The sequence below is a fragment of the Thermococcus sibiricus MM 739 genome, from assembly GCF_000022545.1.
GTDB lineage: Archaea > Methanobacteriota_B > Thermococci > Thermococcales > Thermococcaceae > Thermococcus_A > Thermococcus_A sibiricus.
Genome location: NC_012883.1, coordinates 655,569 through 677,991, shown reverse-complemented (window position 1 = coordinate 677,991; position 22,423 = coordinate 655,569). Strand labels below are relative to the sequence as shown.

The 22,423-nt window shown below is 38.8% G+C and carries 25 protein-coding genes and 1 tRNA gene; 12 read left to right on the top strand and 14 right to left on the bottom strand.

The genetic code is table 11. The features are described 5' to 3' along the window. Positions 1-11 precede the first annotated feature (11 nt). Entirely contained in the window at positions 12-707 is a 696-nt protein-coding gene (locus TSIB_RS03620) for a hypothetical protein (RefSeq protein WP_015849018.1), read from the top strand. Here TSIB_RS03620 and TSIB_RS03615 read toward each other — a convergent pair. Continuing rightward, positions 671-1,207, bottom strand: a complete 537-nt coding sequence (locus TSIB_RS03615) for a flavoprotein (RefSeq protein ID WP_015849017.1) — start codon at positions 1,205-1,207, stop codon at positions 671-673. The genes TSIB_RS03620 and TSIB_RS03615 overlap by 37 nt on opposite strands. Positions 1,208-1,263: 56 nt before the next feature. Between TSIB_RS03615 and TSIB_RS03610 the strand changes: the two genes are divergently transcribed. Then, complete coding sequence (locus tag TSIB_RS03610; protein WP_015849016.1) at positions 1,264-1,710, top strand: HAD family hydrolase; 447 nt, start codon at positions 1,264-1,266, stop codon at positions 1,708-1,710. On the opposite strand, the gene TSIB_RS03605 is transcribed toward TSIB_RS03610, so the two are convergent. Together TSIB_RS03605 and TSIB_RS03600 are read right to left on the bottom strand one after the other, a co-directional pair. Further along, a complete protein-coding gene (locus TSIB_RS03605; protein WP_015849015.1) occupies positions 1,700-2,809 on the bottom strand; it encodes an AAA family ATPase in 1,110 nt (369 codons plus the stop codon). The two genes, TSIB_RS03610 and TSIB_RS03605, sit on opposite strands and share 11 nt — an antisense overlap. Before the next feature lie 111 nt (positions 2,810-2,920). Beyond that, complete coding sequence (locus tag TSIB_RS03600; RefSeq protein WP_015849014.1) at positions 2,921-3,406, bottom strand: type II toxin-antitoxin system VapC family toxin; 486 nt, start codon at positions 3,404-3,406, stop codon at positions 2,921-2,923. Between the two features lie 62 nt (positions 3,407-3,468). On the opposite strand from TSIB_RS03600, the gene TSIB_RS03595 reads away from it, so the two are divergent. The 3 genes from TSIB_RS03595 to TSIB_RS03585 are packed head-to-tail and all read left to right on the top strand — an operon-like array spanning position 3,469 to position 5,931. Continuing rightward, entirely contained in the window at positions 3,469-4,236 is a 768-nt protein-coding gene (locus tag TSIB_RS03595) for a LamB/YcsF family protein (protein WP_015849013.1), read from the top strand. 4 nt (positions 4,237-4,240) lie between these two features. After that, positions 4,241-4,933, top strand: a complete 693-nt coding sequence (gene pxpB / locus TSIB_RS03590; protein ID WP_015849012.1) for a 5-oxoprolinase subunit PxpB — start codon at positions 4,241-4,243, stop codon at positions 4,931-4,933. Continuing rightward, positions 4,930-5,931 carry a 5-oxoprolinase subunit C family protein gene (locus TSIB_RS03585; protein ID WP_015849011.1) on the top strand — a complete coding sequence of 334 codons (1,002 nt, stop codon included), beginning with the start codon at positions 4,930-4,932 and terminating at the stop codon, positions 5,929-5,931. The genes pxpB and TSIB_RS03585 overlap by 4 nt, the downstream gene beginning before the upstream one ends. Here TSIB_RS03585 and TSIB_RS03580 read toward each other — a convergent pair whose 3' ends face one another. Together TSIB_RS03580 and TSIB_RS03575 are read right to left on the bottom strand one after the other, a co-directional pair. After that, positions 5,932-6,360 (bottom strand): UPF0179 family protein, encoded by a 429-nt coding sequence (locus TSIB_RS03580; protein ID WP_015849010.1) that lies wholly within the window; start codon positions 6,358-6,360, stop codon positions 5,932-5,934. 24 nt (positions 6,361-6,384) lie between these two features. Beyond that, positions 6,385-7,425: an NAD(P)-dependent glycerol-1-phosphate dehydrogenase gene (locus tag TSIB_RS03575; protein ID WP_048160258.1), complete on the bottom strand. Its 1,041-nt coding sequence runs from the start codon at positions 7,423-7,425 to the stop codon at positions 6,385-6,387. Between the two features lie 95 nt (positions 7,426-7,520). Between TSIB_RS03575 and TSIB_RS03570 the strand changes: the two genes are divergently transcribed. From TSIB_RS03570 to TSIB_RS03560, 3 genes are all read left to right on the top strand, one after another. Continuing rightward, a complete protein-coding gene (locus TSIB_RS03570) occupies positions 7,521-8,327 on the top strand; it encodes a DUF63 family protein (protein WP_015849008.1) in 807 nt (268 codons plus the stop codon). Positions 8,328-8,329: 2 nt separating this feature from the next. Further along, complete coding sequence (locus TSIB_RS03565) at positions 8,330-9,085, top strand: bifunctional fructose-bisphosphatase/inositol-phosphate phosphatase (protein ID WP_015849007.1); 756 nt, start codon at positions 8,330-8,332, stop codon at positions 9,083-9,085. A 51-nt stretch (positions 9,086-9,136) separates the two neighbouring features. Next, positions 9,137-9,244 (top strand) — tRNA-Met (locus TSIB_RS03560). Between the two features lie 150 nt (positions 9,245-9,394). Here TSIB_RS03560 and TSIB_RS03555 read toward each other — a convergent pair. The 7 genes from TSIB_RS03555 to TSIB_RS10560 form a co-directional block, all read right to left on the bottom strand. After that, entirely contained in the window at positions 9,395-10,054 is a 660-nt protein-coding gene (locus TSIB_RS03555; protein ID WP_015849006.1) for a segregation and condensation protein A, read from the bottom strand. 10 nt (positions 10,055-10,064) lie between these two features. Next, positions 10,065-13,598 (bottom strand): chromosome segregation protein SMC, encoded by a 3,534-nt coding sequence (gene smc, locus TSIB_RS03550; RefSeq protein ID WP_015849005.1) that lies wholly within the window; start codon positions 13,596-13,598, stop codon positions 10,065-10,067. A gap of 75 nt (positions 13,599-13,673) precedes the next feature. After that, a complete protein-coding gene (locus tag TSIB_RS03545) occupies positions 13,674-14,081 on the bottom strand; it encodes a type II toxin-antitoxin system VapC family toxin (RefSeq protein WP_148206154.1) in 408 nt (135 codons plus the stop codon). A 29-nt stretch (positions 14,082-14,110) separates the two neighbouring features. Further along, positions 14,111-15,343: a translation initiation factor IF-2 subunit gamma gene (locus TSIB_RS03540; protein WP_048160257.1), complete on the bottom strand. Its 1,233-nt coding sequence runs from the start codon at positions 15,341-15,343 to the stop codon at positions 14,111-14,113. Between the two features lie 145 nt (positions 15,344-15,488). Beyond that, positions 15,489-15,869 carry a 30S ribosomal protein S6e gene (locus tag TSIB_RS03535; protein ID WP_015849002.1) on the bottom strand — a complete coding sequence of 127 codons (381 nt, stop codon included), beginning with the start codon at positions 15,867-15,869 and terminating at the stop codon, positions 15,489-15,491. Positions 15,870-16,245: 376 nt separating this feature from the next. Continuing rightward, positions 16,246-17,637: an MFS transporter gene (locus tag TSIB_RS03530; protein WP_015849001.1), complete on the bottom strand. Its 1,392-nt coding sequence runs from the start codon at positions 17,635-17,637 to the stop codon at positions 16,246-16,248. 112 nt (positions 17,638-17,749) lie between these two features. After that, entirely contained in the window at positions 17,750-17,941 is a 192-nt protein-coding gene (locus TSIB_RS10560) for a hypothetical protein (RefSeq protein WP_015849000.1), read from the bottom strand. Positions 17,942-18,403: 462 nt separating this feature from the next. On the opposite strand from TSIB_RS10560, the gene TSIB_RS03520 reads away from it, so the two are divergent. After that, complete coding sequence (locus TSIB_RS03520) at positions 18,404-18,574, top strand: preprotein translocase subunit Sec61beta (RefSeq protein ID WP_048160256.1); 171 nt, start codon at positions 18,404-18,406, stop codon at positions 18,572-18,574. On the opposite strand, the gene TSIB_RS03515 is transcribed toward TSIB_RS03520, so the two are convergent. Beyond that, the gene (locus TSIB_RS03515; protein ID WP_048160255.1) at positions 18,571-19,230 is read right to left on the bottom strand and encodes a hypothetical protein; all 660 of its coding nucleotides are present in this window, start codon (positions 19,228-19,230) and stop codon (positions 18,571-18,573) included. The two genes, TSIB_RS03520 and TSIB_RS03515, sit on opposite strands and share 4 nt — an antisense overlap. 73 nt (positions 19,231-19,303) lie before the next feature. Between TSIB_RS03515 and engB the strand changes: the two genes are divergently transcribed. After that, positions 19,304-19,876, top strand: a complete 573-nt coding sequence (gene engB / locus TSIB_RS03510) for a GTP-binding protein EngB (protein WP_015848997.1) — start codon at positions 19,304-19,306, stop codon at positions 19,874-19,876. On the opposite strand, the gene TSIB_RS03505 is transcribed toward engB, so the two are convergent. Further along, entirely contained in the window at positions 19,848-20,312 is a 465-nt protein-coding gene (locus TSIB_RS03505) for an Lrp/AsnC ligand binding domain-containing protein (protein WP_015848996.1), read from the bottom strand. The genes engB and TSIB_RS03505 overlap by 29 nt on opposite strands. A gap of 152 nt (positions 20,313-20,464) precedes the next feature. On the opposite strand from TSIB_RS03505, the gene TSIB_RS03500 reads away from it, so the two are divergent. Together TSIB_RS03500 and TSIB_RS03495 are read left to right on the top strand one after the other, a co-directional pair. Further along, positions 20,465-21,535: a Clp1/GlmU family protein gene (locus TSIB_RS03500; RefSeq protein WP_015848995.1), complete on the top strand. Its 1,071-nt coding sequence runs from the start codon at positions 20,465-20,467 to the stop codon at positions 21,533-21,535. Between the two features lie 47 nt (positions 21,536-21,582). Continuing rightward, on the top strand, positions 21,583-22,422 hold the full coding sequence (locus TSIB_RS03495) for a geranylgeranylglycerol-phosphate geranylgeranyltransferase (RefSeq protein WP_015848994.1): 840 nt from the start codon (positions 21,583-21,585) through the stop codon (positions 22,420-22,422). Position 22,423: the final 1 nt, after the last annotated feature.

Genomic DNA, 22,423 nt, shown 5'->3' with positions numbered 1-22,423 from the left:
ACTCATATGATATGCCTTACATAAAAACCCTGAGCTCCTCCATCTGTGGATATGATGGAGAGACACAAGTAGTACTTATGAACAACCTTTTCCTGGACTTCAATCTAAAAGCATGGGCCCTTCAGGTACCCGCAAGTATAAGTGGCTGGCGACTGGATCATTCAGAGGTCATTGTTATATGGGATATCCCCCTTCTGGTAGGAAGCAATTACAGAGGAATTTATGCATTGGGAAAAGACCCCTATATCCAGAATGATAATCTCTTCTATCCTTATGATCCTGATTGGTTTTCTACATATTATGATGACACTGTAGAGATGCTGGTTCTTGGAATACTTCCATACAGGCCAGATATGGTCTCCGTTGAAGAATTCTACAGACATTTTAACCTCCGCGTAACTCCTGCATATCCGTATAAAAATCTCATGAAAGAACTCATCACCGGCTACGAGTTTTTTGCTTCTTACGTAACTTTTAACATAAGCAAAGAGTATGTACAAGATCTCCTAGAAAAAATACAAGAGGGGGACCTAAGCGTACTTGAAGATTTAAACAAACTTGAAGCAGCAAGAAGTTTATGGTACAGGCTCGATGGACGTAATCTCTATTATGGGTCTAAATACACGCCAGACTATGTTACAGTTACAAAAGATGGAAGATTTTACTATGTTCACAGAAATCGTTCCAAAATATTCTCTACTTCGTAGGGATGCTCTAATATTACCACTCCTTCCTCTTTCAAGGCCCTAATATGCTCAAGATCCACTTTCCTCGGATATATTTTGAAAACCTTACCATTAGGTGCCTTTGTCTCGACAACAGGTTTTGAATCTGTAGGAACCATTATCAAAGGAACTTTGCTTTTTAAGGCCTGCGAAGCACAGCATGAAAGAAGAGAATCCGCAATTCCAAGTCTTATTTTGGCCACCGTATTAGATGTCGCTGGAGAGATTACAAAAACGTCAAACTTACCTAAATTGAAAGAACCACATGATGGAAATGCATGTCCTTGTTTCGACTCCCTTACAAGGGGAAAATTACCTATTCTTTCAAGAACCCCATAAATCCTGGCTACTTCTTCACCCGCTGAAGAAAGGAACACCTTAACCTCATGGTGATCCTTTAAGTGTTCCAGTACATCGACACTTTCCAGGAGCAAATGTCCTGCACCACTGAACCCCCACGCAATTCTCAACGCTGCCACCATCCAAAGTTCGAGAACAAAGTTTTAAGTATTTTTGCCAAACCTTAAGTGGTGAAAATATGGAGATCCCGAACTATGGGAGGATAATAGCAAAGACAGTTATATTTGATTTGAATGGAACTCTGGGAGTTGAGGGAAAGGTAAGAAAGAACATTAAAGAACTTTTGAGAAAACTTAGTGAAAAATATGAAATCGTTGTATTAAGTTCCGATACATTCGGAACATTGAAAGATGAATTCAATGAACTTGATGTAAAGATAGAACTGGTAAAAGATGGCAACGAAAAGCTTCAAAAGGCCCTTAAATATGAGCCTTACATTGGTGTAGGCAATGGAAACAACGACGTTAGAATGCTTGAAAACGCTGAACTTGCTATTTGTGTAATAGGAGAAGAGGGAGCAAGTGTTGAGGCTTTGCTGGCGAGTGATGTGATGGTTAAGGATGTTAAAGATGCCATTAATCTGCTGCTGAACGAAAAACGACTAATAGCAACGCTTAGAGGTTAAAACGCTCTTTAATAACCCTCTCAATAACTGGATCAATTATTTTATATCTCTTCCCCCCATCTCTATATTCTGCATTAATCCAACTCATCTTTTGAAGACCCTCTAAGATGGCAGCCAATCGCGAATTTGGTATTTTGCCACTCCTAGATTCCAAAAATTCTTTTATGAGTGCCCATCTATCAAATCCCATTGAAATAGCTCTTAACACCAAGATATACCTAGGACTCCGCTTTTCAAGTTCTCTTAACTCACCTTCGAGGAATTTTTCTGCTTTTCTTATTACCCCTTTTATGGCATTTTCAAAACTTTTCGTTTTTATGTAATTGTACCCAAACTCTACTAACCATCCTGGAATTCCACCCAAAAGTTCTGCAGCGTGTTCTATTTCTTCCTCTCGTATTTTTATCCCTGCTTCAACGAATCCTTGTCTCAAGAATTCAATTGAGAGTTCCTTGGAAAAAGGAGAGATGGTAATCTCATTGTATATCCTGCCGTATAGGGGAGATTCATAATCTGAAACGCCAATAAGATCATGCAAAAGCCCTATTTCAGAACCTGTAAAGATAAAACTTATATTTGGCAGATTATCATATGCGTAGGCCACAAGGGTTAAGAACTCTTTTCCTCCTCTCCGTCCATAGAACCTCAAATACTGGGCCTCATCAAAGGCTATGATAATCCTACTGCGCTTATTTAATGCCTCCAAAATTTCTGAGAGTGAGACTTCAGGTTCAAAGTTTAATTGAAGTCCTGCAATTGATACTCCCTTCACTCTTTTCAGGTACTGAAAGACTTCCCTTTTTATGGGATGACTGAGAGAGTTTAATCCATTTTCAAAGGCCTTCAGCAGAGACTCATTTGTTATCCATCCTCCGGAATCAAAATGAAGCTTCCTCACATCTATGTATATACCGCTTTTCAATTCATTCAACACAACTTTGAGTAAAGAGGATTTTCCTACCCGCCTTATTCCCAGAATAAGGGTAATCGGATATTCCTTAGCAGAATTCTTTATCATTTCTATCTCTTGTTCCCTATCGAATATGTCTTCCCTCTTTTCCTTTGGTCTTGGATCAAACAGCATAGGTAATGCCCCCATTACTTGGTAATGGTACCATTACTTATAAAGTTTTTGAGGGAAAGTTAAAAGGCAAGATGAGAATAATACAATAGCGGATGATGATGAATCAAACCTGATTGATGAAGAGCCCTATGAGCGCTGACGCCTTTTTCTCTTCTTTTTGGGGAGCAATCTAACTTTGCTTCCACAATCGGGACAGATATTATCCAAAGGCTGAGTTTCAAACTTCTTCCCACACCCTACACAGACATAACGCCATTTTATCACTTTCTTTATTCCCCTTTTCAATGTTCTGAACTTTAGACCCAGAAGAGCAGCAATATTTTGGAGGTTGTAATCATCAGTAAAAAGTTCTCCTCTAAGCTCATAGGCTAGAGCCAGTACTTCAATATCAGCATCACTTAATTCTCCAAGTTCACCAGTTTCAATAGCTTTTTCTTTAACTTTTTCAATGCTATCCTTTGAGGGCACCATGACTCTAACTTTGCCCGCACTAATGAGACTTTCCAGTAAAAGCCTCGATTCTGGGTCTTTAACCTCCTCAATTACTTTTGGGGTTGTAATGCCCTCCACATCAATGCTTTGGATAAATATGGCTGCATCTATAATCAACATGGGGTTTAATTAGAAGAAAGAGTTAAAGGTTTATCGTCTCATCTATGAAGTGGTGAAAAACTATGAAAATTGACCTTAATTCAGACCTTGGGGAGAGTTTTGGAAGATATAAGTTAGGTCTCGATGAGGAGGTTATGAAGTACATAACCTCAGCCAACATTGCTTGCGGATGGCACGCAGGAGATCCCTTAATAATGAGAAAGACCGTGAAACTTGCAAAAGACATGAATGTTGAAGTTGGTGCTCATCCAGGATATCCTGATCTTATGGGATTTGGAAGAAGATACATGGACCTTACAAAGGAAGAGGCCAGAAACTATATCTTGTATCAGATTGGGGCCTTATACGCATTTGTAAAAGCTGAAGGATTAACATTACAGCATGTAAAACCACATGGAGCTCTTTATAATGCTCTCGTTAGAGATGAGGAACTTACAATAGGTGTTCTCGAAGGAATAGCTGATTTTGATAAAAACATAATCTTCGTCGGACTTTCTATGTCAAAACCCTTAGAAATTGCAGAAGAAATGGGGCTAAAAGTTGCCCATGAAGTTTTTGCCGATAGAGCTTACAACCCTGATGGAACCCTCGTTTCACGAAGAAAACCAGGTGCGGTAATCCATAATAAAGAGGAAATAGCTGAGAGGGTTATCTCCATGGTAAAGGATGGAGGAGTAAAATCGATCAATGGAGAGTGGGTTGAGCTCAGAGCAGATACAATATGCGTCCATGGAGACAATCCAAAAGCCGTGGAGATAACAGCCTATCTACGAAAACGTCTCGAAGAAGAAGGAATTAAAATAGTTTCGATGAGAGAGTTGATACGGTGATCAAATGCTCCCTAAGTTCAAACCCGCTGGCGATTCAGCAATAGCTATAATCTTCGGCAGTGAAATTAGCGAAGAGATAAACAAAAAAGTGCATGCCGTGGCGGAAACAATAGAACATGCCTCCCCAGAATGGCTGGTTGAAGTTGTTCCCACATACACAAGCGTTTATGTGTATTATAATCCTATTAAGATTTCCTACTCTGAGATAGTAGCGGCCCTGAAGCCTTTTTTATCAGCCGAACCTAAGAAAGAGGAAAAAAGAATAGTTAAAATACCCGTTGTCTATGGAGGAGACTTTGGCCCAGACATAGAGTTCGTTGCTCAATATAACAATCTCACCATCGATGAAGTCGTAGAGATACACTCAAAACCCCTCTATAGGGTATATATGCTCGGATTTCTTCCCGGGTTTGCGTATTTGGGGGGTATGAACGAGAGAATTGCAACACCGAGGCTCGAGAAGCCACGCTTAAAAGTTCCAGCAGGCAGCGTTGGCATAGCGGGAAGGCAGACCGGGTGGTATGCAATAGAAAGCCCGGGAGGGTGGAGGCTAATTGGAAGAACTCCATTGAAAACGTTTGACCCCACAAAAAGTCCACCTAGCATAGTCAAAGCAGGTGATTACGTTAAGTTTGTACCCATAGGCGAAGAGAAGTTCTGGGAAATCTATAAGCAGGAGTGGGGTGAAGAGCAGTGATAGAACTTGTTAACGTTCCTTCACTAACAACTATTCAGGATTTGGGAAGATATAGTTATCAGAGTTTTGGAGTTCCCGTTAGTGGTGTGATGGATGAGGTTTCTGCAAGACTAGCAAATTATCTTGTAGGTAATGAAGATAACACTCCACTCCTAGAGTTCGTATTACACGGGCCCACCATAAAGTTCCATTCCTCGGCCGTTTTTGCGATAGGTGGAGATGTAGAAGTAAAGCTTAATGGCCAGCCAGTAGAAGCATGGAAAAGCTATTGGGCAAAAAGAGGAGATATACTTGAGATAGGTATCCTCAAATCAGGAATGTATGGGTATATAGCGTTTGCTGGAGGAATCGCATGTGAACCAATTTTAGGCAGTTGTTCTACATACTTAAGAGCAAACTTTGGAAAACCCTTGAGCTCTGGAGATAAGCTTAAACTTGGTTATGCAATTTTAACTGGTAAAGAAGGAAAACAGCTACCAAAAGAATTTGTTCCAAAATATGAAAAGGAAAATACAGTTAGGGTTATCCTTGGTCCTCAAGAGGAACACTTCACCAAAAGAGGGATAGAAACCTTCCTAACATCAGAATATACCGTGACTTCCGAATCCGATAGAATGGGTTACCGTCTGGAAGGGCCAAAGATAGAGCACTCTGACAAGGGAGCGGACATAATAACAGATGCAATTCCCCCTGGCTCGATTCAAGTACCAAAAAATGGAAAACCGATCATAATGCTCGCAGATAGACAGACTACTGGAGGATATGCAAAGATTGGAGTCGTGGCAAGAGTGGATATTCCAAAAGTTGCCCAAAAAAGACCCGGAGAGAGAATTAGATTCAAAGCAATCAGTATTGAAAAAGCTCAAGAAACTTTGATACGACAAGAAAAGCTCATGAAAGCAATAAAATTCTTTCTCCGTGGAGAGATGAGAGCATATAAAGTGAAAACTTTTGGAGAAGAGATAATAGCATTTACAAAGATAGAAAAGAAGAAGTAATTATTCCTTTTCCCGCATAACACGGGCAACTTTGTAGTGCTTTTCATCACATTCAAAATCATCTGAAATTTCAAGAATCTTGACGATATCACCCTCAAATAGGCCTTCTGGCCTAGTAAGGCTCTGTTTTTCAGGGTCATTGCATTCAACAAAACTTAATTTTATTTTTGAACCCACTATTGCAACCCGTGGTTCTATTGCTACTTCTATTGCTGGCTCAATAACCTCGACCACTCTAACCTTACCCTCGTGCAGTGGGCATGAGTGCTCTATGTTCCTAACCCGGACAACCTTGTACCTCCTTCCTGGCTCCAAATTTCCTACACAAACTCTTGCAAGCCTGCAACTTTTACATGGGTCAGCTGGCCCATAATAAATGAATTCAACTCCCGGTTTTGCAAGCTTTTCCCCAACCAACGTGATTGTCATTTTAACACCTCCTATGAAATATGATCATATTACTCCAGTTATTTTAGCTGCCTTTTCAGCGGCCTCCTTTGTTAGGCCGTCCTTACCTAAAATTGTATACCTCTCAGGCCGGATAGTGTGAGCAATAGTCAAGGCTTCAATTATAAACCCTGGATCGATCTCAAGTTCATATGCATTAGTTGGTGCTCCAACCCTCTTTAATGTTTCTCTAATCTTCTTCCAGTTGAGACCATGTAAGTATGCCATTATTATTGTTCCGACCCCACATTGTTCTCCATGTAATGCAGGTTTTGGAGCTATTGCATCCAATGCATGGCTAAATAGATGTTCAGCTCCGCTGGCAGGCCTTGATGAACCTGCTATACTCATGGCAACGCCGCTTGAAATTAGAGCTTTTATCACTTTCCGAACACTCTCTTCATTGCTCAACCTTATAATGTCCGCATTTTTGATAACCATTTTGGCACTCATAAGAGACAATGAGGCAGCGTATTCGCTGAAGTACTCCCCCCTTATTCTATGGGCAAGCTCCCAATCTTTTACTGCAGTAAGGTTACTTACCATGTCCCCAACTCCTGCAGCAAGATAACGATAAGGTGCTGTTTTTATAATATTAACATCTGCAATAACAGCTACTGGTGGCCGGGCCTTTATAGATGTCTTGGCCCCAAGATCCCTTATGGAGGCATTTGCACTTGCTATCCCATCATGAGAAGCTGTTGTAGGAAAGCTTATGAAGGGGACATCAGCTTTAAATGAAGCCAGTTTGGCCACATCGATTATGCTCCCTCCTCCAACTCCCAGAAGCCAGTCTATATTCTCATTTCTAATAATTTCTAGGGCTTTTTGAACATTTTTCATTGAAGCTTCTTTTATGAGTAAGTTTTTCACATGGAAAAACTCTTTCAAGTGCTTTTCAATATCTTTTCCGGCAATCTCCTTTGTTTTCGGTCCATAGAGAATTAATACATTTTCCCCCAATTTTAATCTTTTGGCCACTTGACTGACTTTATCCTTCAGGTCTTCCCCAAGAAGAACTTCCCTGGGTAACTCCATTAAATGCATAAACATCACCACTTTATTCTTAAGTTCTCAAAGCTTAAAAAATAATTGGAAGAAAAAGCTTTAACTACTCCTACAATATTTCCCTAGGTGGTTAAATGGGAATTTATGAAATTCTTCAAAAATACTTCATAGACCCGATACGGTATAATCAAGGCTACAATATTGTTAACACCCTTACATATGCCATTATCTTGGGTATAGCGGCCCTTGTAGTGTATAAGGTCTTGAAAAAGCTTGGCATAAAATATGATAATGCATTCTTCAGAGCCCTTATACCATACATGATTTTAGGGGCCTTTGGAAGAGCTTTGACCGACGCAACTATAATCCCACAAAGTTACCTCACAGTCACTCCCGGAATTTATTTCCTTGTGTTTATGATCACCTTCTCATCCCTCTTAATAACCCATAAATTCTTTGAAGACTGGAGGAAAGTGTTTCTTTATTTTGGATGGGCCCTTGTAGGAGGAGAACTTCTGCTTTTACTATTTAATCTCGAAAAAGTTCAGTTCAACTTCGATACCCTAAAATACTTCATTCCCTTCGCCACAATAGCTCTCATGACGATTTATCTGCTTTCAATAAAACTTCATTTGGTTAAAAAGAATTCTTACCTCTTTTACGCCCACTTTTATGATGCAACGACAACCTTTGTTGGTGTTGACTTCATGGGGTATTGGGAACAGCATGTTCTTCCAAGATACTTGATGGATATTACAGGAACCGCTGCCGTGATGTATTTTCTAAAGTTTGCAGTACTAATGGTAGCTCTTTACCTCATGGAATACTTGCAAGAGACAGAAAGCGATAAAGAACTTATGGACTTTATCAAAATGGTCATGTTTATCCTTGGCTTTGCCCCGGGGACTAGAAACCTTTTAAGAATGCTTATGGGGGTTTAAAGATGTATGAATGGAATGAAATAGCCCTTAACCTTGCAAAGGATATTGAAAGAGAAATCATGCCCCTATTCGGACAAAAAAAGGCCGGAAAGTTTATTGGGTTTAGCCCCAGTGGGGACAAAACAAAACTCGTTGACAAAATGGCCGAAGACATAGTTTTAGAATATCTCAAACCACTTGGAGTAAATATCATAAGTGAGGAAATCGGCAGCATAAATAATGAAAACGAATACTGTGTCATTGTGGATCCTATTGATGGTTCTTTTAACTTCATCCATGGCATTCCAGTTTTTGGCTTCAGTTTTGCAGTTTTCAAGGGGTATGAGCCTTTATATGCAATGCTTTATGAGTTTATTACAAAAAATGTCTACGAAGGTATCCCCAATGAAGGAGCATATTTAAATGGGGAGATGATAAGAACAAGGCCTTTAAATGAGGATTCTATCTCAATAAGTTTTTACACCAGAAATAGAGGGGCAAAACTCGTTGAAAAAGTTCGGAGAACTAGGGTATTAGGAGCCATTGCAATAGAGCTGGCATATCTTGCTAGGGGTTCTTTAGATGGAGTAATCGATATAAGAAATTATGTTCGACCTACAGACATAGCAGCAGGTTACATAATTGCAAAAGAAGCCGGAGCAATTATAACCGATGATGAAGGGAGAGAACTTAAGTTCAATCTAAATGCATCTGAAAAGCTAAACATAATAGCCGTAAATGATGAGAAACTTCTTAAGCTTATCCTTGAAAACATTTAATAAAACGGCGAAAGATTTAAAAATAAAACACAAAGAGGTATATGCGAAAGTGCCGGGGTGGCTCAGCCTGGTCAGAGCGCCCGGCTCATAGGGCCGCTCCCTTTCGGGGGAGCCTGAGAAACCGGGAGGTCGCGGGTTCAAAGCCCGCCCCCGGCACCATCAAAAACTTTTTTACGTATCCTAATGCTGGTCATTAAACACGCGAAAGAGAGAACTGTCAACCGATTTTTTAAACAAAGAAGACTTGATTTTACCCTTCCTAGCTATAACTCTTCGAGTGATCAAGAGGAAGGAAAGAAGTCTGATTTCTCAATTCTCTAGGGGGACAACAAATATTTCTCCAAAGGGTTCCTCTTGAATTAGTTCAATTTTGCCCATATTCGCTAGGAAAAGAAGGTAAAGGAAGGTTCTTGCAACTATTTTCGGACTTGGATCAAAAACAAGCTCCCACAAAGCTATTTTATCCTTAGTATTCGAGTAAAGCTCCCTTACTATTTCATAGAGCTTATTAACATGCTTTTCTATATCTACACGAAAATCATCCACAACAAATATCTCCTCTTCAATTTTAACCTCCTTTTTCTTCTTGGGTTTTCTTTTCTCAGTTTCTTCAAGAGCATCCATTAGGGCCTCTATCAAATCATCCAGAGTGTAATAACGCTCTGCTCTTCTAAGGGGTGGGACGTAAGGATCAACATCTACTCTTATTCTCTCTTCCTCTTCTTGTTCTTCCCCATCGTCCTCCTTGGTATAAAGCAAGGCCTCGGTCTTCATTCTAAGGAGAATTGAAGCAGCTAAAATAGCCCTTGCAGATATCCTCAAGTCCAGATCCTGCATTTCCCTTATACGCTCAATATATTTCTCTGTAATATCCACTATATCAATATTCCAGGGGTCAACTTTTCCCATTGTTACAAGCTGTAAGAGGATATCAATTGGTGTGATCTCCTCTTCTCTCCTGTATTCCATCTCATTTCACCTACAAACCGAGGGCATTGGCATTTTTTGCCCTCGCTTTCTCCAAATATTCCATGGCCTTTTCAAGGCTTAAACTAACAACCCTTGAGACACCTTTACGCATTGAAACACCAATTATCTTGTCTGCATTTGACATCATAACATCTCTAAGTGTAATAACTATGAACTGACTGTCTTTTGAGGCCTCTTTTATAAGATCTGCCACCCTCTTAACGTTTGCATCGTCAAGGTGAGCATCAATTTCATCAAAGAGATAGAATGGAGCCGGTTTAAAGTGTTGTATGGCAAACACAAATGCCAAGGCCGTCAATGCTTTTTCTCCACCGCTCATAGCCTCGATTCTTTTCACTTCTTTTCCAGCGGGCTTTGCTTCTATGTCCAAACCCCCACTGAAGGGATCCTCCTCATTCTCGAGAACAAGTTTTGCTTCTCCTCCAGGAGAAAGTTTTGTAAAAAGTTCTGAGAAGTTTCTGGCTATTGCATTCAGCGTTTGCATAAATACATTTCTCTTTTGGTTTTCTATTTCGTTTATAAACTCGATAATACTGTCTTTTTCAGCCTCAAGTCTTTCCCTCTTTGATTTAAGTTCCAGATAACGCCTCTCAACAACCTCATAGTCCTCAATAGCCTTCATGTTCACCGGCTCAAGTTCCCGAATCTCATCTTCCATTTGTTCAATTTCTTCCCTAAGCTTTTCAAGATCCTCTGGAATTTCTTTAACAACCTTAACATCATGGTGCTTTAATTCACTCTCTTTTTCCCTGAGCTGGGATTCATATTGAGCCATTTTTATCTTGAGAGAGTTAGCTTCCAATCTAAGTTTCTGCAAGACATCTCTCAACTTCTCCTTCTCTTCTCTCATTTGAGAAATTTCTTCCCTAAGTCTGTCCCTCTCATCTCTTAAAGCTTTTAATTCATCTTTTACAGCTTGTTCCTTTTCTTGAAGTTCTTCAAGTTGGGCCTGTAGTGATTTTATGTCCTCTTCATTTTGTTTGATACTGGCCTTGAAAGCATTTATTCTATTGACAATACCCTCAATTTCCTCTTCAAGGTCAGCTTTTCTTGGAATAAGCTCCTCATTAATCCTTATGTCAAGGTTCTCAAGTCTCGATTCAACTTTACTAAGCTCTTCTCTGAGCTTGCTTATCTCATGTTCAACCTCTCTTATCTTTTGGTTGAGCTCTCTAGCTTCGGGGTTGTCTAGGGCCTTTCTGAGTTTGTTTCTTATCTTTTCAAGTCGCTCCACCCTTCCACTAAGCTTTGCAAGATCTCCCTTTGTTTGATGGATGAAGGACTCAAGCTCCTTTAACCTATTCTCTGCAGTTTCAATCTCTTCCTTTAGGGTCTTATCCTCGTTCAAAAACCTATCCATTTCTTTTTGAAGCATCTGTAAATCTTTAGAAACATCACTCTTCCTCACTCTAAGTTCAAACAATTCCCTCTCAAGTCCCCTTTGTTCAAGTTTAAGGGCGTTTATTTGAGATTCCAAAGCATCTTTCTCCTTCTCACGAGAAGCTAATGCCATTTTTATCTCATCAGTGTTGATAGCAAGTTTTGTTCTTGGCCGGTAATATCCCCCAACAATGGCTCCACTTCTCTCTAAAAGCTCTCCCTCAAGGGTTACCATCCTAACTTTGCCAATACCAACATCCCTTGCTTCCTCCATATCATTAACTATTAGGGTATCACCCACAGCAAATGCAACAGCGTTCTTAAATTGTGGATCATATTCAATGACGTCCATAACTGGGATACCTTTGGAAACTCCATCCAATTTTCTCGGTTTTATCTTATTAAGGGGTAAAAAGGTTAGTCTTCCAAGCCTATTTCGTTTTAAAAACTTTATAGCCTCTTCCGCTACCTTATCATCTTTCACCACGACGTTGTCCGCATGAGATCCTAGAGCAACTTCCACAGCAGTAAGATAGGTATCATCTCTAACTCTAATGAGCTCAGCTAAAGAACCATAAATTCCAGGGATGTTAGCGTTTTTAATTGCTTCAAGTGTCTTATTTTGATGTACCTCTTTTCTAGCTTCGGCCTTGATGAGCTCTTCATTAAGTTTTTTAATCTCTGGAACAATTTTTTCCAATTTCTCCTGACCTTTTTCAAGTTCTTTTTCAATTTCTCTCAGTCTTACACTTGCTTTCTCAATTTTTGAATCTATCTCTGAAAGTTCAGATTTTTTAACATTTATTTCCGCCTTAAGTTCTTCAAGTTTACTCTTCAGAATAATCCGCCTAGTAGATTGCTGGGAAATTTTACTTTTAATTCGCTCTATTTCTTCTGTAATTTTTGTGATTTCACTTTCCTTAAAGTACTGAGTTTTCTTTGCATTTTCAAGTTCTTCTTCAACTTTGTCCAACTCTTGCTTTGCAATGGTGAAGTTCTTATCTATCTCAGCGAGCTTTAGAATTAATTCATTTTTCTCCTTTTCTTTTTTCTGGATTTCAGCGATAAGATTTTCTCTCCGTTTTTTCCATCTTTCAATAGTAGATTTGCCTTTTTCTATCTCTGCAGAAACATTTTTCAAATCTTCTTTGGCCTTTGCAAGTCGTCTTTGGCTTTCACTTATTTCTTTCTTAGCTAATTCAATGTTCTTTTTAGCAAGCTCTATCTTAGAAGCTACCTCACTTATCTTCTTTGTCACATCTAGTATGCCGTCTTCACTCTTTTCTTCAAGTTCCCTCTCTATTTGGGTCAGAGTTTTCTCTTTTTCCACTATCGTTTTTGCTATATTCTCTAGTTCTCCATTTATGCGCTCTATCTCCACCTCAATTTCTTCATCTCTTGCCCTGCTCTCAGCAATAAGGTTCTGCAACCTCTTAACTTCTCCTGTAAGAAGTGTGGTTCTTGCGACTTCGAGTTTTTCTTTTAGATCAAGATATCTTAATGCGTCGTTCCTTTCCTTTTCGAGCTTATCCAGTTGGGTTTTAACTTCTCTAATCAGGAGATCTACTCTCGCAAGGTTCTCTTCTGCCTGTTTAAGTTCTTCCATTGCTTTTTTCTTTTTTTCATCGTACTCAGCAATCCCAGAAATTTCATCTATTATCATTCTTCTCTCTGTTGGACTCATTTTAATGAACTTTGTTATATCTCCCTGCAGGACGAGATTATACCCATCAGGTGAAATCATTGCAGCACTTAAAACATCGAGAATATCACTTCTACTTGTCCTTTTTCCATTCAACCAATAAGCACTCCTACCATCTGGGTAAACACGCCTCTTTATGACAACTTCATCCTCATCTATTGGAAACCCCCGATCTTCATTATTAAAATACATTGCAACCTCTGCATATTTAGCTGGGGCTTCCTCTTTGGTACCTGCAAATATTAAATCACCAATCCTAGTAGCACGCATGGCCTTCGCAGATAACCCACCAAGAACAAATAGAATAGCATCACCAATATTACTCTTCCCACTTCCATTGGCTCCCACTATAGCTGTGAATCCTCTAGAAAAAGGAACTACGATTTTTCTACTTCCATATGATTTGAAGCCTCTCATTTCAAGTTTCTCTACATAAGGCATATTTAAACACCTGACCGAATTAAGGTTAAATATAGTTATATATCTTTCTCTATACATCCCTCCATTAAGCCAGGTCTATGAAATCATGCCCTCAAGTTCCAAAATCTTTTTTTGGCGTAAATAAACCACAGGAATTCCATTTTCCCGAAGTTTTTTCTTCAACGCCCTGTCATTAGTGCATACAATAACATTTGATGTTTTTGATGCAAACTCAAGTATTTGTTGATCTATGGGTTTTTCTCCAAATTTACCAATCTCTATTACAATAAACTTCTTGGCAAGCTTTTTGGCCATTTTAACAGCCATGAAGTCCTTCCCTCTAACTTTGCGTTCTATAACCTCTAATTCATCAACTACAACATTTGGAATTGCTATTTCAAAATTTACATCAAGTATGCGCTGAAGCTCACCAACTATATTAACTCCAAATTGCCCTGGAATCAAAAGGAAATTTGTGTCAGGGATAACGAGCCACTTTTTCATTAAACTCACCACAAAATTTAAAGAAGAAATCATCCCTTTATAAACCCATATCCAATGAGTCTCCACCTTGAACCTACTTGTCTGCTTATTGCAACTCTTTCTCCTGGTTCTGCACATATTGGAATTTGAAGCTTTAACTCTACTTCATCTTTTCCTAAGCCTGTAACAAGGCCCATTGTCCTAGCTGTTCCAACGTTAAGGAGGAGGACTTCCCTTCTCTTTATGGGCTCCACCTTGAGTTCTTCTTCAGTTCCTACAACCCTTTCCAATAAATGAACCTCTAATCGTAATTCTTGCCATACCGGCGGGAGTTTTCCAGGCTTTCCTACAACATTTCCTGCCATAAGGTCCCCCTTAGTCAAGAAGGGGTCGAGTTTAGTTCCAACGCCTACTAAACCCCCAGGATACGCTTCTTTCACAGATTTTCCGCCTGCTTGGAGTGAAGTAATCTCTGTAGTTATAGATTCATATTTTATTCTACCGTGCTCCTCATATGGAACTCCAGGTCTTATCTCTATTTCATCTCCAACCTTTAGTTTTCCTTGAATAATGGATCCTCCAATGACCCCACCTACAAGTTTCTCGGGGAGAGTTCCAGGTTTGTTAACATCAAAACTCCTCAAAACAAGCATTCTTGGAGCTTTATTTGGATCCCTCTTGGGAGTTGGGATTATCTCCTCTATCGCACTTATCAATACGTCAATGTTGGCTCCATGAAGAGCTGATATTGGAATTATCGGAGCGTTTTCTGCCACGGTACCTTTAACAAACTCCTTAATTTGGTTATAGTTCTCTATAGCCTGTTCTTTTGTTACAAGCTCAATCTTGTTTTGAGCAATTATTATGTTCCTATTACCAACAATCTGAAGGGCCATCAAGTGCTCTCTTGTTTGAGGCTTTGGACAAGGTTCATTTGCTGCAATAACTAAAACTGCCCCATCCATCAAAGAAGCCCCTGCAAGCATTGTAGTCATCAAAGCTTCGTGACCAGGGGAGTCGATAAATGAAACTCTTCTTTCAAACTCAGTTTCAGCTCCACAGTATGGGCACTTTGGAGAATTAGAATATTTACCACAACTCGGACATTTTCTTATTTCAGCATCAGCAAAACCTATCTTGATTGTAATACCTCTTCTGAGCTCTTCACTGTGAGTATCAGTCCAGATGCCAGTTAAAGCTCTTGTTAATGTTGTCTTGCCATGATCAACGTGACCAACCATACCAATATTAACCTCGGCTTGTTTAAACTTTTTCTTCACCATTTTCCTCGCCTCCAAAAGTAAGGACTTATCTTCCCTTATTAACCTTACCACAAGAGCTTTTAAAATTAATTGATAAGAAGCAAATTAAGTGACCTATCCTCCTAAAGGCCGGTTTTTTGAGAAAAAAATAAAAAGGAAGAAAACCTCATGGATAGACTATCTTAACATTTATTTGGGCGATTTCAGGACTTATAGTATTCCCTCTAACGGTTTTCTTTCGCCTCTCTCCTCTCTCCTGAGGCCTAAATCCTGGTCCTCTCGAGATGAGAATTTTAACTCTTCTTGGACCATGAACATCAGGTCTCATGGGGAATCCATCTTTATCAGTTCCGCCAGTTATCTTGAGTTTAACATCGCCAGGAATTTCACTTCCAAAGATTTCACTCAAGTTGAATCCTAATTCTTTGGCCTCTATCTCGTCACCTATTCTCAAACCAATCAATTTATCTGCTTCAGCCCCAGTAATCTCAATCTGTTTTGCAACACCAGTTTTTGTGTCAGATATTACAAGTTTAAATGTGGCCATTTCCTCCCACCTCCACGTTCATTAGCGGGATTCATTGGGTAAACCCCTTGTCCACCATGGGCTAAGCATCTTCATTTAAAAAGGTTTCTTTGCTTTAGTTGATACTTTCAGGATAAGCAGTGGGTGTCAGACTTAAGTTGCACACAGCACTTCAGAAAAGAAAGAAGTATGAAGGCTGAAACTATTATATACTTAGTTGGTTTATCAAAGCAAGCAAATTAAGGTAACTATTCCAGCTGCCCTCCTCCCCACCGTAAAAGACGAGGCTTCCAGCCCGCAAAGAAGGTGATTATAAAATAACAACTCATATATCTCCTGTCGTCCAAGGACGTAAGCACCAAAGCTAAGCGGAGAGTTCAGAAGTCCGCCAAACATCTTATTGAACCTTTCCTCTTGCAAGTGATGCAAATATGCCACCAAAGCATAGAAGGGCGAAGATGATGAATACTGTTTTCATGCTGGTTAAAAAAATTGGGTAGTATTGAGGCGTAATTTGAACATTCCCCATGTATATGGCAAATATTAACATTACAATGCCCATGCTTAGCGTCTGTCCAGTCAGCCGCATCGTTGCAAGCGTTGCTGAAGCTACTCCATAAAATCTCCGCTCAACGGAACTCATAATCGCATTTGTGTTAGGAGAGGAAAAGAGAGCAAGTCCAAAACCAAGAAGAATTAAACTGGCTACAATAACTTCCAAACTTGTTTTTTCGCTCAAAAAAGTAAAGAGCGAAAGGCTCACCGTTGTTAATGCCATACCTGCTGAGGCTATTATTCCCGGCTCAACTCTATCGGAAAGTCTGCCTGCAAGCGGTGAGAAAATAGCCATCACAACGGGCTGAGCAACCAAAATCGAACCAGCGTTTTGAGGGCTAAACCCTTTTATATATTGCAGGTAAAGGCTTAAGAGAAAAGCTACAGCAAAAGTCGCACTATAATTGATTAAAGCAGCTATATTAGAGAAGGTAAATGTTATGTTGTTCCTGAAAAGGTTTATATCCAAAATGGGATTTTTTGTCTTCATCTCCCACCTAACGAATAACAAAAACATGAAGACGCCTACTAGCACCAACCATAGGCCTGACATTGCAGGTATCAGAGAAAAGCCATACATAATTGCCGCAAGAGAAAGGCTGTAAACTATGGAACCAATAAAATCGAACTTCTCCCCCTTTGCCTCAGCCCAATCTCCTTTTAATTTCCATAAAACGAGAATTATTGTTATTAAACCAAGAACTGCATTTGCAATAAAGATGCTTCTCCAGCCAAGGTATTGGGTCAGGGACCCTCCTAAAAATGGCCCGAGAGATAGTCCTAAATAAACTGCCGCAGCATTTATTCCAAGGACTTTACCCCGTTCTCTTGGGGGAAATACGGAAGTTAGAATCGCCACAGCTGTCCCGAATATCATTGCACTTCCAATTCCCTGCAAAATTCTAAAAGAAATAAGCATGACACTAGATGTTGAGATTGCACAAAGAAAAGATGAAAGGGCATAAATCAATATTCCGTAGGAAAAAACCTTCTTCCTTCCCTTTATATCTGCTATCTTTCCAAAAGGGACAAGAAAAATTGCTGCAGCCAGGAGATATGAAGTGGCAACCCAGTTCAACAGAACGACATTCATCGAAAATTCTTTCCCAATTGAGGGAAGTGCAATATTCATTGAGGAACTCATAAAGGGTGTGAGGAAAGAAGCGAGTGTAACAATCAATAAGACAACCCTCTTATTTATAATGTCGCTGTCATTATTCGACTTATTATCCATGTGACTCCCTACAACTTATAATTGCCTCAGTAATATAAAACTTTCTTCAATGATTAAAAAGTATAATAACTGCGAAAATTAAAGAAAATAAAAAGAAAAACAAAAATCTGGCTCACTTCTGAGCGAAGGCAAGAATCATCTCCCACATCCTCACAATATACTCGGTGGTAGGTGGGTAACTCTGAACAACTTCAACTATCCCTTTTTTGAAAACTGGAAAGTCTTCCATTATTTTTTCAAGTGTTTCCTTGTTTGGCGCTTTCCAAATAGTGTATATACCATCAGCGAAGTTATAACTGGCCAAAAATTCTACTCCGTCGGGAAGTTTTGCACCATCAACTAAAACGGATTCAAAGAATCTGGTGGCTTCCTTCAGTGCGCTTTCAGCTCTTCAAGAGCCCACTTGTGGGTTATAACATACATTGGCATTTTTTACACCTCCAAAATAACTTCCTAAGACCTCTCATCGTGTTATAGGGAGCATACAAGGGGAGGAAGAATTGTACAAGATTTTTCTGATGCCCCAATTAACTGCCTACTCCCCTTCCTAACTGAGTTTTTAATTATGGATAGTGCTTTTGTTATATTTAAAGATTTTCATAATTAAATTAGGAGTTAAGTAACATTAAATTTTTATTTATAGCAATAAATTCATTATTAAATCTTTAGAAACTTACACAATACCAAGAACTCTCGAATGGTTCAGTTTAATATCAAAACTTTTTTATATACCTTCACTTTACCTTTTTAACAAGAGGTGAAAAAGATGGCAAAGGAAAGGACAACTCTACCACCAACTGGTGCAGGTTTAATGAGGTTTTTCGATGAGGACACACGAGCAATAAAAATAAGCCCCAAGGGGGCAATAGCAATAGTGCTAATCTTCATTGCCATTGAGATATTACTAAATGTCTTTGGCACCCAAATCTTCGGCTAAAGGAGAGTTTTCTTTAATCCCCTAGCATTTAACTCTTCGTTTACTATTCTTTTAATAGCATCTTCTATGTAGCCTTTGAGAAGGGTCTCAACATCTGCCTTTATTTGATCTATATCATGCCTTAGTCCTTCAAGGAGTTTGATATACTCCCTTGCCATTTCAAGTTGACCTTCTTGTTTTATTAACTGCTCTTTCAAGTGCTCAAAGTCCTCTTTAATTATCTGAAGCCTCTTTAACTCTCTTGTAAGCTCATCTATCTGTTTTAGTAATTTTGAATTTTCTTCTTTCATTTCTGTAATTACCCTCTCCTTGTGCTCAAGTTCCTTCACTAAAGTGTTATACTCTGAAGCAATATTATGGAGTTGCTCAATTTCTCGTAGAGACGGAACTTTTCCATTTCCAAGAATTATAACATCTGGTCCAACGTTTACTATATCTGTAGGGCGTATTTTTATTCTCTTCTCACTTGAAAACATCCCTGACTGAACTTCACCTGTCTTGGCTAGGTTCTCAATGGCTTTGATTTTGAAGATAAAATAAAACTGGTCGTGGTCTACTTCAACGTTGATATCTGTGACATAGCCAAGTATCTGACCATCGGTCAAAGATACCACAAACTTATTAACAAGTTGATTTGCCTGTTGACTCTCAGCCATGGCATTCACCTAAGAAAGATTTTTGAGGTTAACATACTTAAGCCTTTCTCGAGGTTAAAAGAAGGTGAAATTTATGATAATTTTTGTCGGTCGCTCAAATGTCGGAAAAAGTACTCTAATATTTAGACTCACAGGGAAATATGTTAAAAGGGGAAAACGACCCGGAATAACTAGGAAACCTATTGAAATTGGCTGGAGGGGTAAAACCATAGTTGATATGCCTGGATTTGGGTTCATGAGTGGAGTTCCAAAGTATATCCAAGAGAAAATAAAGACTGAAATAGTGCAGTTCATAGAGAATAATGCAGATAAAATAGAAACTGCTGTTCTTGTTATAGATGGCAAGAGTGCCTTAGAGATTATTGAAAGATGGGAAAAGAGGGGAGAAATTCCAATAGACGTTGAGTTTTTCCAGTTTCTTCAAGAATTGGAAATACCTATTATTGTAGCTGTTAACAAAATGGATAAAATAAAGAATCTCAACCTTACAATAAATAGACTCATAGAAAAATTTGGACTCTTGGGTACTTGGGAAGATTACAAAGATATATTTGTCCCAATTTCCGCAAAGTTTGGCACAAATATACAAGAATTGAGAAAATTAATAGAAAAAAATATCAAAAAGTCTCAAGAACTACATGAGTGATAGTTTCCCTGACTCCATCAAGAGAAGCCACTTCTTCAAGTATCTCATCAAGCCTTGTCTTGTCAGCCTCAACAATAAGATCAATGTCTCCAGTAACTCTGTGAATGCGCTTGATCTTAAGCTTTCTAATTGATTCATAAACCTGCTTTCTCTTGGTCGGTTCAATTCTGACAAAAATAAAGACATCTCCCTTCTTTTCTCCTAAAAATTCTAATGCCTTATCTGTAAGATCAATAAATCCTCTTCCAGTTCTTATGTATCCAAGCTCTTTGAGAGTCTTAAGGTGATTACTCAAAGCTTGCCTAGTTATGCTTAACTCATCCGCAATTTCATCTTGAGTTTTCTCAACTGTATGCACTTCTATTGTTTTTCCTTCTTGGTATAGTTTTCTAAGCAAATCCATTTGTCTTGATGTAAGCTTAGATTCATTATTCATTTCCTACCACCTCTTAGTACTTGTTTTGCTATCGTAAACCTATATGTTTAGAACATTAATAAATCTTTTGGTCTTTGTAAACCAATACTTCAATCTATTTCCAAATGCCGTCTAGGGTTAGGTTTTTAATTAATCCCTTTTTAATCTTAACTATGAACAAAGCAAGATATACCAACAAAATTCCAGAAGATAGAGGGGAAGTTATCAAAGTCATTGAAGAAGTTAAGAAGCCAGTTAAAGTAATGATACTAGGTGGAGTGGACAGTGGAAAGACCACTTTAGCAGTTTTTTTAACAAATGAACTATTAAAAAATGGCTTTAAAGTAGGAGTAATTGACAGTGATGTAGGGCAAAAAGGAATACTTCCTCCGGGTCTCATAAGTCTTGGATTCCCTGAGAAAGTTTTTAATTCACTAGAAGAAATAAAAGCAGAAAAACATTATTTTGTTGGGACTATTACTCCAAACCAATTTTTTGGAGAGATGATTACGGGAGTGAAACTTCTGGTAAATGAGGCCCTTGATACAGCAGATGTTTTGATTATCGACACTACAGGCCTAATTCATGGCCCAGGTGTTGAGCTAAAACGAATGAAAATCGAAGTTATTCAGCCGGAAATCATCATTGCACTTCAGAAAAAGGATGAACTTGAAAATATAATTCGGCCATTTGAAAAGAAAGCAAAAGTATTCCGACTAAAGATCAGTGAAAACGCCAAACTCCATACAAGAGAAGAAAGAAGACGAATAAGAAGGGAGAAATGGAGAAAATACTTCGAACAAGCTCAGGAATACACAATCAGCTTGCAGAATATGATGATAAGTGGTACGTGGATATTCCAAGGTGAAGAAGTTACAAAAAAGGAAAAAGAAATGTTGGAAAACCTCTTTAAATGGATTATCTTTCATGGAAGAAAAGTTTCCAACAAGTATTTTGTGGTAAAAGCTGATATAGGAAACTTTCCACGAAATTTTAACAAGAACACATTGCTGACTTGCGACTTTGAGAATTTGAGCAATCTTATTGTTGGATTTATCGATAAAGAGGGATTTTGCCTAGGGTTAGGAATCCTTAAATTTATAAATTTCAGAGAGTTTACGGCCCAAATAATCACCCCATTAAAAAAGGAAGATCTTGAAAATGTCGTGGAACTAAGATTTGGTAGAATTAGAGTTAGAGAAGATGGTGAAGAACTTGGCTTGCTTTCTCGAGAAGCCCTTTAGGAAAACCTTTTTAACTTTCCAATGCTCTTAGGTATTAGGTGTTCCGAATGGAACTCAAATGCTTTATTGAGATTTTAAGACCTATAAATTGTCTCATCGCTGGTTTAGTTGGTATTCTCGGTGCTACCGTTGCTTTAGGCCATTTGCCCCCAATAAAAACCAGCCTATTGATCTTTTTAGTAGTGTTCTTGGAATGTAGTTGGGGAAACATCATTAACGACTATTTTGATTATGAAATAGATAAAATCAACCGGCCAAATAGGCCTCTACCTCGAGGGGCCCTCTCCAAGAATATTGCTCTTGTATATGGCATTTCTCTTGGAGGGGTGGCCATTCTTATCGCTTACCTAATAAATTTTGAAGCATTTATCTTTGCCTTGGGTGCTTATTTGTTAATGTATCTCTATGCACGAAAACTCAAACCCCAACCATTTATTGGGAATCTAGTTGTGGCAACCTTAACTGGGATTACTCCAATATATGGAGCAATTGCTGTTGGTAAAATCGGACTTGCTGGATATCTTGCTCTATGTGCATTTTTGGTAAATGTTGCCAGAGAAATCTTCAAGGATATTGAAGATATTGAGGGAGATAAAGCCCAAGGAGCAAAAACTCTCCCCATTGTATGGGGTATTGAAAGCTCCTCTAAAATTGGGGTTATATTCAGCGTTGCCACTATAATTGCATCCTTACTTCCTGTTAAAGCCGGAATCGGCCTTGGATATTTCCCTATAATAATCGTTGATGGAATAATTTTATGGGCCGCTTACGAAGTTTTAAAAAACCCTTCTCCTAAAACTGCTGGAAGGGTTCAAAAGAAGTTGAAGATTGCTATATACTTGGCAGTATTTAGTTTTTTATTGGGATCTATAACGAAAGGAGTGTGAG